The following is a 16,345-nucleotide window of genomic DNA, read 5'->3' as shown; positions in this document are numbered from 1 at the left end:
CATCGCACAGCGAAGCCGTCGCTTAGGGTGGGAAATCGTGCGCGAAGAATCACGCCTGACGGTGGTCGGGATCGGGGCCGACGGGTGGGCCGGGCTCACCCCCGCGGCCCGCGACGCCGTGCGGAAGGCGGATGTCGTGCTCGGTTCGGAACGGCAGCTGAAATCCCTGCCCGCGGACCTCCGGACCCAGCCCTGGCCGAGCCCGCTGCTCCCCGCGCTCGACGAAATCCTCACGAAGCAGACCGGCCGGGTGTGCGTGCTGGCCAGCGGCGATCCGTACCTGTCCGGCATTGCCACCACCCTGCGTGACCGCGGCTACGCGCTCGAGGTCCACCCCGCGGTTTCGTCAGCGACACTGGCCCGCGCGCGGCTCGGCTGGTCGTTCGAGGAGACCGAAGTCGTGACGGTCGTCGGCCGCGCCGTCCACCGCGTCGCGCGAGCCCTGGCACCCAACCGGAAACTGCTGGTCCTGGGCGCCTCCGCAGCAGAACTGCGCGAGTTGCTCAAAGCCCGCGGGTACGGCGATTCCGCCCTTACCGCCTGGGAAAACCTCGGCGCGGCCGACGAGCGCGGCTCCGACGGCTGGACCTGCGACCCCGGCCCGCTCACTGTGTTCGCCGTGCTCTGCAAGGGTCCCGGCCTCCCGCTCGTCGGCCTCCCCGACGACGCCTTCGAGCACGACGGCCAGCTCACCAAACGCGACCTCCGCGCGTCCGCCCTCGCCCGCCTCGCCCCGGCTCCGGGCGAACTTCTGTGGGACGTCGGCGCGGGCGCGGGCAGCATCGGGATCGAATGGTCCCGTGCCCATCCACTGAACCGCGCCATCGCGATCGAACGCGACCCCGCGCGCGCCGAACGCGTCCAGCGCAACGCCAATACCCTTGGCGTGCCGGAATTACAGGTGGTCACCGGTCCGGCGCCCGAGGCACTCGCCGGACTCCCCCGCCCGGACGCGATCTTCGTCGGCGGCGGCCTGACCGTGCCCGGCGTCCTCGACCAGTGTGTCGAAACCGACGCCCGGATCGTCGCGCACGGTGTCACCCTCGAAGCCGAGCAGATCCTGGCCGCCGCGTACGCCCGGCACGGCGGGGAACTGCAACGGATCTCCGTGGAGCACGCGAAACCGCTCGGCGGGTTCACCGGATGGACGCCGTCCCGGGCAGTCACGCAGTGGAGCTGGAAATGACCGTTTACTTCATCGGCGCCGGACCGGGCGCGGCCGACCTGATCACCGTGCGCGGCCGCGACCTGCTCGCGCGCTGCCAGGTGTGCCTGTACCCGGGCAGCATGACGCCGACCGACCTGCTCGCCTACTGCGCGCCGGACGCCGAGCGCGTCGACACCGCGAACCTCAGCCTCGACCAGATCACCGCGAAACTGATCGAAGCGCATCAAGCCGGACACGACGTCGCGCGGCTGTGTTCCGGAGACCCGTCGCTGTACAGCGCGGTCGCGGAACAGGTCCGGCGGCTGGAACCGGAAGGCGTGCCGTACGAGATGGTGCCCGGCGTTCCGGCGTTCGCCGCGTCCGCCGCCGTGCTCGGCCGCGAACTGACCGTCCCGGGAATCGGGCAGAGCCTCGTGATCACGCGCGCGCAGGCGAGGTCCACCGCGATGCCGGACGCCGAAACGCTGGAGAATTTCGCCCGCACCGGCACGACTCTCGCGCTGCACCTGGCGATCAACCACATCGAGCGCGTCACCGAAGAACTCTCCGGGCACTACGGCGAGGACTGTCCGGCCGCCGTCGTCGCGCTGGCCAGCCAGCCCGGCGAAACGGTGGTCCGCGGCACGCTCAAGGACATCGCCGGTCAAGCACGGGCCGCCGGAATGACCCGCGCGGCCACGATTTTCGTCGGCCGGGTCCTCGCCGCGGGCGGATTCCCGGACAGTTTCCTGTATTCGAGCACCCGGGACCGGGCGAGCCAACCGGAGTCGTTGTGACCGAACTGCGCTGGGGCCTGCTGGCCACCGGGACCATCGCCGCCGAATTCGCCGCCGGCGTCGAGCAAAGCCGCCACGGCGTGCTCACCGCGGTTGCTTCGCGCACGGCCGAGCGGGCGCAGCATTTCGCGACCAGGTACGAAATCCCGAAGGCGTACGGCAGCTACGAGGAACTCCTCGCCGACCCGGACGTCGACGCGGTCTACGTCGCCACCCCGCACGCGCAGCACGAGGAATGGGCGATCCGGGCCGCCGAAGCGGGCAAGCACGTGCTGTGCGAGAAACCGCTCACGCTCACCGCGCCCGACGCGGAGAAGGTCATCGATGCCGCGCGGCGCAACGACGTTTTCCTCATGGAAGCGTTCATGTACCGCATGCACCCGCAGACGCGGCGGCTGGTCGAGCTGATCGAATCCGGGGCGATCGGCGAGGTCCGCGCCGTGGACGTCACGTTCAGCTTCGACTCCGACGCGAACGACGCGGCCCGCCTCGGCGACCCCGCGCTCGGCGGCGGCGGAATCCTTGACGTCGGCTGCTACTGCACCTCGCTGGCCCGGCTGGTTTCCCAGGCCGCGACCGGAATTCCGGCGGTCGAGCCGACCCTCGTCACCGGCATGGCGCGGCTCACCGAAAGCGGCGTCGACGAGTTCGCGATGGGCCTGCTGCGGCTGCCCGGCGACATCATCGCGCAGATGTCCTGCGGTTACCTGCTCACCCAGGACGACCACATCCGGATCTACGGCACCGCCGGCCACCTGTACGTGCCGAAGCCCGCGTGGATCCACGAACTGCGCGCGCCGGGCGTTTCGACGATCGTGCTGACCCCGTCGGACGGCGAGCCGAAGGTCATCGAAATCGAAGCCACCCAAGGGATTTACGCCCGGGAAGCGGACTACGTCGCCGCGCATGTCGCGGACCAGCAAGGCCCGGAACTGACCTGGGCCGAAACAGTCGCCAACATGCGCACGCTCGACCGGTGGCGCGCGGCCGTCGGGTACGGGCGATGACCGTCCTGATCCTGGGCGGCACCGCGGAAGCCCGCGACCTCGCCGCACAGCTGCACGAACGCGGCGTCCCGGTGGTCTCCTCGCTGGCCGGACGCGTCACGCGGCCGCGCCTGCCGGTCGGAGAGGTGCGGATCGGCGGGTTCGGCGGCGTCGACGGCCTTACGGTCTGGCTGCGCGAAAACGGTGTCTGGGCAGTGGTCGACGCCACGCATCCGTTCGCGGAACGCATCGGTGCCAACGCTTTCCACGCCACCCAAGCCGCGGGCATTCCGCTCCTGCGGCTCGCCCGCCCCAGCTGGCAGCCGAGCGAAGACGATCGCTGGCACTGGGCCGCCGACCTCGAGGAAGCCGCCGCGCTCCTGCCCGGCCTCGGCACCCGCGTGTTCCTCACCAGCGGCCGCCAGGGCCTAGCCGCGTTCGCCGACCTCGACCCGCTGTGGTTCCTGATCCGCTGCGTCGACCCGCCCGGCCAGCCGCTGCCGCGCCGGCACGAGGTGGTGCTCGACCGCGGCCCGTACCGCCTCGACGGCGAACGCGCGCTGATGACCGAACACGACATCGACGTGCTGGTCACCAAGGACAGCGGCGGCGCGATGACGGCCGCGAAGCTGACCGCAGCGCGGGAACTCGGCCTGCCGGTGGTCGTCGTGCGCCGGCCGCCCCGACCGTCCGCTCCGGAAACCGCGGAAACCACAGACGCAGCCGCCGCCGTCGAATGGGTGCTCAGCCGATGAACGCTGAATCAATGAACGCCATGTTTTACGAAGTCCTGCACCGCCGCCGCGACGTCCGCGCCGAGTTCACCGGCGAACCGGTCGACGACGCCGTCCTCACCCGGGTGCTCGAGGCCGCGCACGCCGCGCCGAGCGTCGGGATGAGCCAGCCGTGGGACTTCGTGCTCGTCCGCGACCCCGCCACGCGCGAGGAATTCGCCCGCCACGTGCACGAGGAACGCGACGTGTTCGCCGCGTCCCTCGACGGCGAGCGCGCGGAGACGTTCGCCAGGATCAAGGTCGAGGGCATCCGCGAATCGAGCCTCGGCATCGTCGTCACCTACGACGAGCAGCGCGGCGCCCCGGCGGTGCTCGGACGGCACGCGATCGCCGACGCCGGGCTGTACTCGGTCTGCCTGGCGATCCAGAACCTGTGGCTCGCCGCGACCGCGGAAGGGCTCGGCGTCGGGTGGGTGAGTTTTTACCGCGAACCCGCGCTCGCCGACCTGCTCGGCATTCCCGCCGGGATCCGGCCGGTGGCCTGGCTTTGTATAGGACCGGTAACGAATCTGGCCGAGGTTCCCGACCTGGAGCGGCACGGCTGGCGCAGCCGCGCGCCCCTGGCCAGCGCGTTACACCACGAGCGGTTCACCCCGCGCGACGAGGGGTCCGCGCAACCGCGTCAACCCTGACCCAATAGATTTCCTCTAATGCGTCCGATTGCCGTAGTGCTGGGGTTGCTTTCGGCGCTGTGCGCCCTGGCCTATCCCTTCCTGCCGGTCGTGCAGGACACCGCGGAAGTCGTCTGGCCCGTCGCCTCCGACACGCGTTCCGTCAACGCGCCCTTGACCGGGTACTGGGCACAGGACCTGAAGGCCGAACTGCCCTGCGAGACGATCCGCTCGCTCGACGCGCGCACGAACGGCCCGGCGCTGCTGTTCTCGACCGTTCCGGACGGGCGCACCGGCAAGCACGCGGCCAACGGCGTCGGCATGCAACTGCGCGTCGACAACGGAGTGCTGCTCGCGTCCAGCCAGGGCCAGCAGATCGCGCAGCAGCCGCTGCCGCAGGACGGCTGCAAGGTCACGCTCGACTCGGACGCGACCCAGATGACGCTCTCGGTCGGCAAGACCTCGATCTTCCACACCACCGGCGACGTCCGGCCGCGCGTGCTCGGCATCTACTCCTCGATCACCTCCGCGCGCGACCCGATCGCCGGGCTGCACGTGTCGGTCGTCCCGGACACCCGCTACCAGACCTCGCCGACCACGCTGAAGATCGTCGTCGGCATCCTCGCCGCGCTGTCGTTCCTCGGCTGCCTGATCGCGGTGTGGCGGATGGACTCCGGCTTCGCCCGCCGCGCGCCGCGCTGGGCCCCGGTCGGCTGGTGGCGGCTGACCGGCCGCGACGCGACGGTGTTCGGCGTGCTCGGCGCGTGGGTCTTCATCGGGCCGGTGACCTCGGACGACGGCTACATCCTCACCATGGCCCGGGTCACCGAGGCCACCGGGTACCTCACGAACTACCACCGCTGGTTCGGCGTCGCCGAGGCCCCGTTCGGCTGGTTCTACCACCTGTACGAGCTGATGACGCACGTCAGCACGGTGCCGCCGTGGATCCGGCTGCCCTCGTACCTGCTGGGCGTGATCAGCTGGCTGCTGATCAGCCGCGAGGTGATGCCGCGGCTGGGCACCCAGGTCCGCCGCAGCCGCGCCGCGGGCTGGGCCGCCGCCGCGGTGTTCCTGGTCTGGTGGATGCCCTACAACAACGGCGTCCGGCCGGAACCGGTCGCCGCGCTCGGGTCGCTGCTGGCGATCTGCGCGGTCGAACGCGCCCTGGTCACCCGCCGCCTGCTGCCGCTGTGCCTCGGGCTGACCGCGGCCGCGTTCACCCTCGCCGCGACGCCGACCGGGCTGATCGCCGTGGCCCCGTTCCTGGTCGCCGGGAAACCGCTGTTCAAGCTGGTCCGGCAGCGGTCGGCGAGCGGCTGGCTGCCGATGCTCGCGCCGATCCTCGCGTCCGGCTTCCTGGTGCTCGTGGTGATGTTCGCCGACCAGACGTTCGCGACGGTCCAGGAGGCCACCCGCATCCGCACCGCGGTCGGCCCGAACCTGTCGTGGTTCCAGGAACTCGCGCGGTATCAGTTGCTCTTCGAGAACCTGCCGGACGGCTCCGCGCCGCGCCGGTTCCCGGTGCTGCTCGTGCTGCTCTGCACGGTCACCTGCCTGGTGGTGCTGCTGCGCCGCGGCCGGATCCCCGGCGCGGCGCTCGGGCCGAGCCGCCGGCTGATCGGCACCACCGCGCTGTTCTTCCTGCTGCTCGCGCTGACCCCGACGAAATGGACGCACCACTTCGGCGCGTTCGCCGCGGTCGGCGCGTCGATGGCGGCGCTCACCGCGCTCGCGACCAGTTCCACCGTGCTGCGCTCCAACCGCAACCGAGCCGCGTTCCTCGCCGTGCTGCTGGTGGTCGGCGCGCTCGCCGCGACCGGGCCGAACACGTACTGGTTCGTCTCGCGGATCGGCGTGCCGTGGACGAACGTCGCGCCGTCGATCGGCGGCATCCCGCTGTCGACGATCCTGCTCGCGGCCGCCGCGATCGCCGGGATCTACGCGTTCGTGGAGAACATCCGCGCGCACCGGCCGGGCCCGGCGCTGACCCAGCAGGAGGGCCGGAGCCGGTCGCTGCGGCTCGGTTCGCTGTCGCTGGTCGTGGTGTGCGGCCTGGTCGCGGCGGGCGAGATCTACACGATGGGCGCGGCGATCTACTTCCAGCGCGACAGCTACAGCCTCGGCGCGGCCAACATCGGGCACCTGTTCGGCAAGAGCTGCAACCTGTCCGACCACGTGATGGTCGAGCGCGACGCGGCGAAGAGCATCCTGCACCCGCAGCCCGAACAGCGGACGGTGCCGGAGAAACCGGTGACGCAGAACCCGCCGAACCCGCTGCCGAGCCCGGACCAGGACAACGGCCGGATCCAGACCGGTTTCCACACCAGCCCGGTCGACGACAAGGACCCGCTGGCCGAGCCGCCGCACGGGTTCAAGCAGGACCAGGTGCCGATGTGGAGCAGCTACCTCGACACCCAGACCCGCGCCGGACGGCTGCGCAGCGACTGGTACGCGCTCACCGACCGGACCGAGAACGGCCAGATCGTGGTCGCCACCGCGAGCCAGCCGCGCCGTCCCACGTCGGTGAGCCTGGAGTACGGCGTGAACACTCCCGAGGGCGTGCGCGTGCTGCGCGGCCAGTTCGCGCTCCCGCCCGGCGCGGGCACCGGCGGCTGGAACGACACCCGGATCAACCTGCGCGACCTGCCGCCGGAGACCACGTCGGTGCGGATCGTCATGGTGGACAACGACCTCACCGAGGACGGCTGGATCGCCGCGTCCGCGCCGCGCGTGCCGACCTTCACCACGCTCACCGACAAGCTCGCGGGCAAATCGGTGTACATCGACTGGCCCGCGTCGTTCGTGTACCCGTGCGCGAACCCGGTCACCTCGCACGACGGCATCTCCGCGATGCCGGACTACCGCATCACCGCCGGCCAGCTCGCCGACGAGGCGAAATGGGCGTCCAGCACCAACGGCGGCCCGAACGGCTGGCTCGAGGAGATCGCCGACGAGCCCGAGGTGCCGAGCTATCTGAACGGGCAGCCGTACCAGTCGTGGGGACAGCTGCTGCAGATCGAGCCGTACACGACCGGGGTGGCGCCGACGGTGCGGCACGGCGAGAAGACCGTGTGGGGCTGGTGGTCGCCTGGACCCGGGCCTTCGCAGCCGAACGGCAAGGACCCGACCCGTTAACCGGGTTGGCTGCCTTGGGGAAGGTTGCGTGACAACCGCTCGGTTCGGCGCTCTCGAGTTCGGGCCACGCCTCGAAATATCTTGTCGAGGGCCACGCGAGGCTGCACCCGGCGGTCACCGGCGGGCTGGTGACGGGAGTGCTCGACGCGGCAGTGCGGGACCGGCTCGCGACCGTCGAGACGATCGCCGTGCATCCCGACCACCAGTCCCAGGGCATCGCGACCGGCCTGCTGGAGACCGTCCTGCCTCGGCTGCGCGACCTGGGCGCCACCGAAGTGGACGCCTGGACCCGGGGCGAGGAAACCGCTCGCGCCGTTCGCCCCGGCCCGGGTTTCACCGTCGCCGGGGCCTTCCTGCACGCCGACGCGGCCAGCGAGCAGCAGTTGCGGGACACCTTCACCCGCGTCTACCGCTGCCGACGCTTCCACCGCCATCTCTGACACGGCGAGGCTTCGCGTCACCGCCACGTTTGACCGCTCACCGCGGCTCCCGCAGCCGCCGCGCCGCGAACACCGACACCGCGGGCAGCACCGCCAGCGCCAGCAACGCCCACTGCAACCCGACCGCGTTGGCGAGAGCCCCCACGGCAGGAGCGGCCACCCCGCCGACGCTCACCGCCAGCCCCAGCGTCACCCCGCTGGCGGTCCCGAGCCGGTTCGGCAGATAGTCCTGGCCGAGCGTGACATGCAGCGAGAACGGCACATACAACGCCAGCGCGGCCAACGCGATCAGCGGGAACACGCCGTACCCCGGCACGAGCGCGATCCCGGCGACCGCGGGCACTGACACGACATACGCGAGGTAAACCGTCCGGATCCGCCCCCACCGTCCGGCCAGCACCCCGCCGAGCAGCGTGCCCAGCGCGCCGACGCCGAACAGCACCACCAACGCCACTTCCCCGGCGAGCACGCTGCCGGTCCGCTGCGCGACCCAGATGGCGAGGAAGGTGTTGAGCGAGAAGGCAGCGATGGAACGTCCGACGACCACCACGGTCAGCCAGCCGAACTGCTGCCAATCGTCGCGCCCGGTGTGCGCCTTGTGCCCCGCCGCGGAATGGACGTCGCTCATCCGCCGGAACAACGCGGCGATCACCACCCCGGCGACGAGCGCGGGCAGGACCAGATACGGCGTCGCGCCCAGCCCGCCCGCCTGCAGCACCGGGGTGACGACGATCGGCCCGAGCGCGAAACCGACGTTGCCGCCCAAGGAAAACCAGCTCATCCCGACGTGCCCGCGCCCGGCGATCCGGCGCGCGATCCGCGCCGACTCTGGGTGGTAAGCGGCGACGCCGAGACCGGACAGCGCGATCGCGAGCCAGGTCAGCGGGTAGGAATCGGCGAGCCCGGACAGCCCGATCCCGGCCCCCGCGACCGTCATCCCAACGGGCACGAGCCACGGCATCGGCCGCCGGTCGGTCAGCACCCCGAACAGCGGCTGGACCACTGAGGACAGCAGCGTCGCGGCCACCGTGATCCCGGCCGCGGCGAGGTAGCCGTAATGCCGCTCGGCGACGAGAAACGGGACGAGTGCGGGGACCGCGCCTTGGTAGAGGTCGTCGACCGCGTGGCCGAGCACCATCAGCGGCATCGGCCAACGCGCGGGACGCGTCGGAGCGGGAAGGGTCGTCGTCACTCGATCATCGTCAGGCCCGGACCTGCCTTCGCGATTCCGTTATTGTGCCGAGTTGTGTCGATTTCCAGCCACCTGCCGACCGCGCCCACGAACACCCGCGACCTGGCGGCCACCACAGGCATCGCCGAGCACTGGCACGACGAGCACCAGATCGTCTACGCCAGCAGCGGCGTGCTGGCCGTGCACACGGACCGGTCGCGCTGGATCGCACCCGCACACCGAGCGCTGTGGATTCCGGCGGGCACCGTGCATTCCCACCGCGCATACGGCGTCACGCGGCTGCATCTGTTCGGCTTTCCGCAGGAACTGAGCCCGTTGCCGGTGACCGAGCCGACCGTCCTCGCGGTCACCCCGCTGCTGCGCGAACTGCTGATCGCGTACACCGAACTCGGCGAGGACCGCTCGACGCCGGCAGGCCAGCGGATGCGGGCGGTGCTGTTCGACCAGCTCACCCTCGCGCCGGAACGTCCGGTGCAGGTGCCCGCCGCGCGCGATCCGCGGCTGGCCGCCGTGTGCCAGTTGCTGGAGGAGGATCCGTCCGACTCACGCAGCCTGGAAGCACTGGGCCGCACGGTCGGCGCCAGCGGCCGGACGCTGACCCGGCTGTTCCGCGCGGACACCGGCATGACATTTCCGCAGTGGCGCACCCAATTACGGCTCTACCACGCCCTGCGGCTGCTGGTGGAGGGGCGGTCAGTCACCGCCGTGGCGCAGTTGTGCGGATTCGCCACCACCAGCGCGTTCATCGACGTGTTCCGGCGTTCCCTCGGGCATACCCCGGGGTTTTACCTCCACAGTGGACAATCCGGTGACGCACCACGAGACTCGCCGCGAGCCGGTTGACGCCGAACGAGACGAGAATGAGCCCAGTCGCGTCGAGCAGGTGCGCGCCGAGGACGCTGGCCAGCGCGAACGAGCCGATGCGGATCGCGAGAAACACCGCCCACAAGGCGATTCCCGGGCCGGTGAGCCGGTATTGCAGCCCGCCGGCCCGCCGGAAGCGCGTCACGTACCCCATCGCGGTCCCGGTGCCCGCGACCAGCACGAGTTCGCCGGCCAGCAGCCAGTCCGCCGGCTGCAACCCGCCGTCCAGCTCGAAACCGAGGCAAACCAGCCCTGCCGCGATCACCGCCAGCGGCATCACCAGCATCCGCCGCGGTTCGGCGGACCGCCACTGGAACTGCCGCACGATCAGGATCCCGACCGCGAGCGCGATCAGCACGTCGTCGACCATCGCCAACTCCATCACTAGTGATGCTTCCTCGAATGTATCACCAGTGATTGAATACGGCCATGCGCGCCGCCGACCTGCACCTCCTCGCCCGCACCCTGCGCGAGATCGCCCTGACCAGCACCGGGAACACCGGCACGGACCAGGTCAACGCGGGAGAGCTGGCGGTGGTCGAGGACGTCTCCCGCAACCCCGGCGCGACGATCAGCGACGTGACGCGCCGGACCGGGCTGGCGCAGAGCCTCGTTTCCCGGATCACGCGCCGGATGGCGGACGCGGGCGTCCTGCGCGTGCGGCCCGACGAAACCGACCGGCGCAAGTCGCGGCTGGAGATCGAACCGTCCGCGCGCGAGATGTTCCGCACCCGCGCGGACGGTTCGATCGCCTCAGCCCTCGCCGCGCATGCACCGAAACTCAGTGCCGCGCAACGGAAAGAACTCACCCACCACCTCGTGGAGGCGGAACGGCTGCTGCGCGAAGGTCAGGAATAACTCCGCGGCGTCCACACGACCGACCGCCCGTCCGGGCCTTCCTCCACCACCGTGCGCGACGAGCCCACGATCAGCAGGCACCGCATGTCCACAGTAGACGGATCGAGCCCGCCCAACGTGGTCACGCGAATGTCCTCCTCCGGCCCGCCGACATCCCGGGCCACCACCACCGGCGTCCCCGGATCCCGGTGCCGCAGCAGGACGTCCCGCGCGTTGGCCAGCTGCGTCACCCGGGTCCGCGAAGCCGGGTTGTACAGCGCCAGCACCAAATCCGCCGCGCCAGCCGCGTCGAGACGGCGTTCGATGATCTCCCACGGCTTCAACCGGTCCGAAAGGGACAGCACGCAATAGTCGTGCCCCAGCGGCGCACCGACCCGGGACGCGGCCGCCTGTGCCGCCGTCACCCCGGGCACGATCCGTACCCGCGCGCCGGCGCCGTTTCCGGCCGAAACCTGTTCCAGCACCGCCGAAGCCATCGCGAACACGCCCGGGTCCCCGGACGACACCACGGCCACCCGCGCACCGGTCGAAGCCAACTGCAGCGCCTCGACCGCCCGGTCCGCCTCGACCCGGTTCCCCGACGCGTGCCGCTGCTGTCCCGCCCGTTGCGGAACCCGCGCGACATACGGCCCGTAGCCGACGATGTGGTCCGCCGCCGCCAGTTCCGCCGACGCTTCCGGCGTCAGCCACTCCGGCCCGGCCGGACCGAGCCCGACGACCACGACCTCGCCGCCTTCCACCGGAACCGGAGCCGAAGAAGCAGCCGCGGGCTCACCCTCCACTCGCGACTTGTAGGCCGGACTCGGCAAGAGCGCCAAGGAAAAGTACGGCACCGACTCCGGATCGACGTCCGCGAACGGCTCCACCCGCTGCTGTCCCCAGGTCGCCCGTTCGATGTACAAAGCGTCGTCGAGCTTGCCCGACTCCGCGAGTGCTTCCCGCACAGAACCGAAGGTACGGCCCAGTTTCAGCACCGCCGCCGCCTCAGTGTCCGCCAGCCGCCGCGCCAATTCGGGCGCTGGCAACGTTCCCGGCAGCACCGTGAGCACTTCGTCGCGCTGCACCAACGGACGGCCGAGCACCGACGCCGCCGCGCTCACCGACGTCACGCCGGGCACCACCTCGGCCTCGAACCGTCCGGCGAGCCGCTCGTGCATGTACATGTAGGAGCCGTAAAAGAACGGGTCGCCTTCGCACAACAGCACCACGTCGCGTCCCGCGTCGAGATGCTCGGCCAGCTTTTTCGCGCTCAGCTCGTAGAAATCGGCGATCGCGCCCTCGTAACCGCCTGGATGGTCGGTGGTCTCGGTGGTGACCGGATAGACGAGCCGCTCTTCCAGCTGCCCCTCGCGCAGATACGGCTCAGCCACCGACCGCGCGATGCTGCGCCCGTGCCGCGCGCTGTGGTACGCGATGACGTCCGCCTCGCCGATCAGCCGCGCCGCTTTGACCGTCATCAGTTCCGGATCGCCGGGTCCCAGCCCGACGCCGTACAGCCGCCCCGTCATTCGACCGCGCTCGCAATCGCGTTCACGGCACCGACCGCCATCGCACTGCCGCCGCGACGGCCGTGCACGACCAGGTACGGCGCGGGCGCGCGCTTCGCCAGTTCCACTTTGGACTCCGCCGCGCCGACAAACCCCACCGGGACCCCGATGATCGCGGCCGGTGCGCCGACGCCCTCGTCCAGCAGTTCCAGCAACCGGAACAACGCGGTCGGCGCGTTGCCGATCGCCACCACCGAACCGGGAAGCCGGTCCCGCCACAGTTCCAGCGCGGCGGCCGACCGCGTGGTGCCGAGCCGTTCGGCCAGCCCGGGCACGCCGGGGTCGTCCAAAGTGCACACGACGTCGTTCGCCGCGGGAAGCCGTTTGCGCGTGATGCCGCTGGCGATCATCTTCGCGTCGCACAGGATCGGCGCGCCCGCCTCCAGCGCGGCGCGGCCCGCCTCGACCACGTCGAGCGAGTACCGCAGGTCGTCGACCAGGTCGACCATGCCGCAGGAGTGGATCATCCGGACCGCGACGCCCGCGACGTCGTCGGGCAGGATCGCCAGGTCCGCCTCTTCGCGGATCGTGGCGAACGAGTGCCGGTAGATCTCGGCCCCGTCCCGCAGGTAGTCGATCACGAAGGTCCCTTTCTCGCCAACGCATCCGCCAACTCGGACGCCGGGGTCCAGCGTCCGTCGACACGGTAGCCGCCGGGTTCGGCGACAACGTCGCGGTGGGCGCCGGACGGTCGTCCGCACCGCCGTGCACAGCCCGAGACGTGCACCCGCTCCCCGTCCGCGACCAGTGTCGCCGCGTCCGCGCGGACATCGGCGAGAGACTTCGCACACCCCGGCGCGCCGACGCAGGCGCTAAGCTCCGCCGTCGCCGGATCCGTCGAGAGCCCGGCCGCGTGCAGGCGTTCGACGTCCGCGCCGCCGGGCAGCAGCACCGAACGCCACGGCGTGACCACGGCGTCGCCGAAGTCCGCGAGCGTGCGCAACTGAGCGGCCGTCAACTGCCCGAACCTCGGCGCAACGCCCACCGCCTCGCCGCCGTCATCGCGCCGGATCCTCCCGACCGTCGGGTCGATCCGCGTCGGACGTGCCTGGCGCGCTTCCCGCGGACCGTCCGGCAGCAGTGCCGAAGGATCGGCCAGTTCCCCGATCCGCCATGCCGAACCGCGCGTGCGCGCAAACGTTTCCGCCACCGTGAGCAGCGCGGACACCGCCTCGTCCCGCGGCACCAGCCAGCCGGAATCAGCCCCCGCCAGCAGCACCACCCCGGTCGACGAACTCACCGCACGCCAACACACGTCAGTGCCCACGACGTCGCCGCGCCCGTCGTCAAAACCGAACAGGAACCGCCCGGGCAGCTCGGCGAGTTCCGGCCGCGCGCACAGCGCACGATCCAGCGTCGCGGAAAGGCCCCGGACGTCCGCGAGCCCGCCCCGCACCCCGCTCAACGGCGAGGCCAGCACGTTCCGCACGCGCTCGTGACTGGGCGACGGCAGCAGCCCGGCTTCGGTCAGCCGTCCGGCCAAGCCCTGCCGGTGCACGCCGCGCAACTGGACGTTCGCTCGCGAGGTCAGATGGACGTCGCCGTCGCCGAGGTCTTCCGCACAGGTTGCCAACGCGCGCAACCGATCCGCGGTCACCACGCCGCCGGGAAGCCGGACCCTGGCGAGCGGCCCGTCCGCCGCGTCGTGCGTCGCGAAGACTCCAGGGCAGGCGTCGGCGCGCACGCGGGCAGGGCTGGGCATGGCGCTCACTGTAACCCGCGGCTGTTTTAACAGGCTTGCGATCATATGTAGTACATCTGCTACATTCCATCGCACAGGCAGGATGGGGGTCATCCAATGAGAGATCAAGCGGACACCGTGCTCCGCGTCGAAGGCCTACGCATGCGGTACGGCGCGAACGACGTGCTGCACGGCACGTCGTTCACCGCGCACCGCGGCGAGGTGCTCTGTCTGCTCGGCCCGAACGGGGCGGGCAAGACCACGACGATCGAAATCCTCGAGGGGTTCCGCATGCGGTCCGCCGGCGAGGTGTCCGTGCTGGGCACCGACCCGGCACGCGGCGGCGAGGACTGGAGGGCGCGGCTGGGGGTCGTCCTGCAGTCCTGGCGCGACCACGGGAAATGGCGCGTGCGCGAGCTGCTCGACCTGCTCGGGTCGTTCTACTCGCCGTACTCCACCGACCGGATCCGGCGGCCGTGGGACACCGACGAGCTGATCGAGGCGGTCGGGCTTTCCGAGCACGCGGGCAAGAAGATCCGGATGCTGTCCGGCGGGCAGCGGCGCAGGCTGGACGTGGCGATCGGCATCGTCGGCCGCCCCGAACTGCTGTTCCTGGACGAGCCGACCGCCGGGTTCGACCCCATGGCGCGCCGCGATTTCCACGAGCTCGTGCACCGGCTCGCCGACGACGACACGACGATCCTGCTCACCACGCACGACCTCGACGAGGCCGAGAAGCTCGCCGACCGGATCCTGATCCTGAGCGGCGGCCACATCGTCGCCGACGGGTCGCCGGACCAGCTGAGCAGGCAGATCGCGGGCGAGGCCGAAGTGCGCTGGACGCTCGACGGGCAGCGGTTCGTGCACTCGACCACGGAGGCGACGAAGTACGTGTACGAGTTGTTCAAGCAGCACGGCGAAGCGGTCGCCGACCTGGAGGTCCGGCGCGCGTCGCTGGAGGAGACCTACCTGACGCTCGTGCAGCGCGCGGAGTCCGGGCTGACCTCGGCGGGTGCGCGATGACGGTATCGGCGCAGCGAACCGCGGCGAGGGTGGGGCTCCGCCGCGGGTTCATCGAATTCCGCCAGCAATGGACGAACCGGGACGACTTGCTGGGCCAGATCATCTGGCTGGGGATGATCTTCGGCACGCTGATCTTCATGCGCGGCGCGCAGTTGCCCGGCACGTCGTTCTCGCTGGGCACGGCGACGGTGCCGAGCGTGATCGGGGCGGGCATCGTGTTCAACGGCCTGTCCGCCGTCGCCGGGGCGCTGATCGTCGACCGCGAGGACGGCACGCTGCTGCGCGCCAAGGCGACGCCGAACGGGATGCTCGGCTACCTGATCGGCAAGGTCACGACGTTCTCGATGGTGCAGGTCGCGGGCATCGTCGTGATGCTGGTGCCGTCCCTGTTCCTGTTCGAGGGGCTGGCCCCGGACGGGTTCTTCTCGATCCTGCACCTGGTGTGGGTGCTCGCCGCGGGCCTGGTCGCGACCATGCCGATCGGCGCGGCGATCGGCTCGCTGATCCAGGATTCGCGGATGATGGCCCTGGTCATGCTGCCGATGCTCGGGCTCGGCGCGATCTCCGGGATCTTCTACCCGATCACCGCGCTGCCGGTCTGGCTGCAGGACGTCGCGCAGGTCTTCCCGATGTACTGGCTCGGCCTCGGCATGCGTTCGGCGCTGCTGCCCGACCAGGCGGTCGTCGTCGAAATCGGGCAGTCGTGGCGGCCGTGGGCGACCCTGGGGGTGCTGCTCGCGTGGGCCGTGATCGGATTGGTGCTGGCCCCGATCCTGCTGAAGCGGATGGCCCGGCGCGAATCGGGGTCGTCGGTGGCGGCGCGACGGGAAAGGGCACTTCAGCGTGTGTGAGGCGCGGTGAGCGAGAACGTCTACAACCGCATCGCGGTGCTGCGCGCCGAACGCGGCATCTCGCGGCGGCAGCTCGCGGACGCACTCGGCGTGCACTACCAGACCATCGGGTACCTGGAGCGCGGCGAGTACAGCCCGAGCCTGTACCTGGCGTTGCGGATCGCGGAGTTCTTCGAGGTCGCGGTGGAGGTGCTCTTCTCCACCGCGCCCTTCCCGCGGATCGGGGACGAAAGCAAGCCCGCGTGAGGGTCTGCTCACCTTGACGGCGCCGGTGCGCCCGGCGAGAGTAAGAGCGCACACGCGTCGGCACGCGGAGGAACCCGGTGGAAATCCGGGGCGGTCCCGCCACTGTGACCGGCGGCCCCGCGGCCGCCGTCAGCCAGGAACTCCCGCCGGCGTGCCCGACGACCCGGGGCGCG

At 71.0% G+C, this 16,345-nt stretch carries 16 protein-coding genes, 1 pseudogene and 1 riboswitch; of the genes and pseudogenes, 12 read left to right on the top strand and 5 right to left on the bottom strand.

Annotation, left to right across the window (positions count from 1 at the left end; translation table 11 throughout):
• The first annotated feature begins 37 nt into the window (after positions 1 to 37).
• From cbiE to EIZ44_RS20190, 7 genes and pseudogenes are all read left to right on the top strand, one after another.
• Positions 38 to 1,186, top strand: a complete 1,149-nt coding sequence (gene cbiE / locus EIZ44_RS20220; protein WP_134730429.1) for a precorrin-6y C5,15-methyltransferase (decarboxylating) subunit CbiE — start codon at positions 38 to 40, stop codon at positions 1,184 to 1,186.
• Complete coding sequence (gene cobM, locus EIZ44_RS20215; RefSeq protein ID WP_043839025.1) at positions 1,183 to 1,944, top strand: precorrin-4 C(11)-methyltransferase; 762 nt, start codon at positions 1,183 to 1,185, stop codon at positions 1,942 to 1,944. The genes cbiE and cobM overlap by 4 nt, the downstream gene beginning before the upstream one ends.
• Positions 1,941 to 2,951, top strand: a complete 1,011-nt coding sequence (locus EIZ44_RS20210; protein WP_134730427.1) for a Gfo/Idh/MocA family protein — start codon at positions 1,941 to 1,943, stop codon at positions 2,949 to 2,951. Before cobM ends, EIZ44_RS20210 begins: the two co-directional genes overlap by 4 nt.
• Positions 2,948 to 3,685: a cobalt-precorrin-6A reductase gene (locus EIZ44_RS20205; protein ID WP_134730425.1), complete on the top strand. Its 738-nt coding sequence runs from the start codon at positions 2,948 to 2,950 to the stop codon at positions 3,683 to 3,685. The genes EIZ44_RS20210 and EIZ44_RS20205 overlap by 4 nt, the downstream gene beginning before the upstream one ends.
• Positions 3,686 to 3,696: 11 nt before the next feature.
• Positions 3,697 to 4,356, top strand: a complete 660-nt coding sequence (gene bluB / locus EIZ44_RS20200) for a 5,6-dimethylbenzimidazole synthase (protein ID WP_037817604.1) — start codon at positions 3,697 to 3,699, stop codon at positions 4,354 to 4,356.
• 18 nt (positions 4,357 to 4,374) lie between these two features.
• Complete coding sequence (locus tag EIZ44_RS20195; protein WP_134730423.1) at positions 4,375 to 7,470, top strand: arabinosyltransferase domain-containing protein; 3,096 nt, start codon at positions 4,375 to 4,377, stop codon at positions 7,468 to 7,470.
• A gap of 80 nt (positions 7,471 to 7,550) precedes the next feature.
• A pseudogene (locus tag EIZ44_RS20190) lies at positions 7,551 to 7,910 on the top strand (GNAT family N-acetyltransferase); the annotation flags it as partial.
• Between the two features lie 37 nt (positions 7,911 to 7,947).
• Here the strand turns inward: EIZ44_RS20190 and EIZ44_RS20185 are convergent.
• Positions 7,948 to 9,102, bottom strand: a complete 1,155-nt coding sequence (locus EIZ44_RS20185) for an MFS transporter (RefSeq protein ID WP_134730419.1) — start codon at positions 9,100 to 9,102, stop codon at positions 7,948 to 7,950.
• A gap of 54 nt (positions 9,103 to 9,156) precedes the next feature.
• Between EIZ44_RS20185 and EIZ44_RS20180 the strand changes: the two genes are divergently transcribed.
• The gene (locus EIZ44_RS20180; protein ID WP_134730417.1) at positions 9,157 to 9,945 is read left to right on the top strand and encodes an AraC family transcriptional regulator; all 789 of its coding nucleotides are present in this window, start codon (positions 9,157 to 9,159) and stop codon (positions 9,943 to 9,945) included.
• Here EIZ44_RS20180 and EIZ44_RS20175 read toward each other — a convergent pair.
• On the bottom strand, positions 9,845 to 10,336 hold the full coding sequence (locus EIZ44_RS20175) for a hypothetical protein (RefSeq protein ID WP_134730416.1): 492 nt from the start codon (positions 10,334 to 10,336) through the stop codon (positions 9,845 to 9,847). The two genes, EIZ44_RS20180 and EIZ44_RS20175, sit on opposite strands and share 101 nt — an antisense overlap.
• A 59-nt stretch (positions 10,337 to 10,395) precedes the next feature.
• Here EIZ44_RS20175 and EIZ44_RS20170 point away from each other — a divergent pair, with 59 nt between their 5' ends.
• The gene (locus tag EIZ44_RS20170; protein WP_134730414.1) at positions 10,396 to 10,824 is read left to right on the top strand and encodes a MarR family winged helix-turn-helix transcriptional regulator; all 429 of its coding nucleotides are present in this window, start codon (positions 10,396 to 10,398) and stop codon (positions 10,822 to 10,824) included.
• On the opposite strand, the gene EIZ44_RS20165 is transcribed toward EIZ44_RS20170, so the two are convergent.
• Genes EIZ44_RS20165 through cobG form a run of 3 tightly spaced genes read right to left on the bottom strand, consistent with a single transcriptional unit; the run spans position 10,815 to position 14,073 of the window.
• Entirely contained in the window at positions 10,815 to 12,332 is a 1,518-nt protein-coding gene (locus tag EIZ44_RS20165; protein ID WP_134730412.1) for a precorrin-2 C(20)-methyltransferase, read from the bottom strand. The two genes, EIZ44_RS20170 and EIZ44_RS20165, sit on opposite strands and share 10 nt — an antisense overlap.
• Positions 12,329 to 12,952, bottom strand: coding sequence for a precorrin-8X methylmutase (locus EIZ44_RS20160; protein WP_037817617.1), 624 nt, complete (start codon positions 12,950 to 12,952; stop codon positions 12,329 to 12,331). Before EIZ44_RS20160 ends, EIZ44_RS20165 begins: the two co-directional genes overlap by 4 nt.
• Positions 12,949 to 14,073, bottom strand: coding sequence for a precorrin-3B synthase (gene cobG / locus EIZ44_RS20155; protein WP_037817619.1), 1,125 nt, complete (start codon positions 14,071 to 14,073; stop codon positions 12,949 to 12,951). The genes EIZ44_RS20160 and cobG overlap by 4 nt, the downstream gene beginning before the upstream one ends.
• Before the next feature lie 96 nt (positions 14,074 to 14,169).
• On the opposite strand from cobG, the gene EIZ44_RS20150 reads away from it, so the two are divergent.
• Genes EIZ44_RS20150 through EIZ44_RS20140 form a run of 3 tightly spaced genes read left to right on the top strand, consistent with a single transcriptional unit; the run spans position 14,170 to position 16,172 of the window.
• On the top strand, positions 14,170 to 15,075 hold the full coding sequence (locus tag EIZ44_RS20150) for an ABC transporter ATP-binding protein (RefSeq protein WP_037817620.1): 906 nt from the start codon (positions 14,170 to 14,172) through the stop codon (positions 15,073 to 15,075).
• Positions 15,072 to 15,926: an ABC transporter permease gene (locus EIZ44_RS20145; protein ID WP_037817621.1), complete on the top strand. Its 855-nt coding sequence runs from the start codon at positions 15,072 to 15,074 to the stop codon at positions 15,924 to 15,926. Before EIZ44_RS20150 ends, EIZ44_RS20145 begins: the two co-directional genes overlap by 4 nt.
• Before the next feature lie 6 nt (positions 15,927 to 15,932).
• Entirely contained in the window at positions 15,933 to 16,172 is a 240-nt protein-coding gene (locus EIZ44_RS20140; protein WP_037354504.1) for a helix-turn-helix transcriptional regulator, read from the top strand.
• Positions 16,173 to 16,239: 67 nt separating this feature from the next.
• Positions 16,240 to 16,315: riboswitch (cobalamin riboswitch) on the top strand.
• Positions 16,316 to 16,345: the final 30 nt, after the last annotated feature.

Source organism: Amycolatopsis nivea, assembly GCF_004522235.1.
In the GTDB taxonomy this organism is placed as follows: Bacteria; Actinomycetota; Actinomycetes; order Mycobacteriales; family Pseudonocardiaceae; genus Amycolatopsis; species Amycolatopsis nivea.
This window is presented reverse-complemented; position numbering and strand designations above follow the sequence as displayed.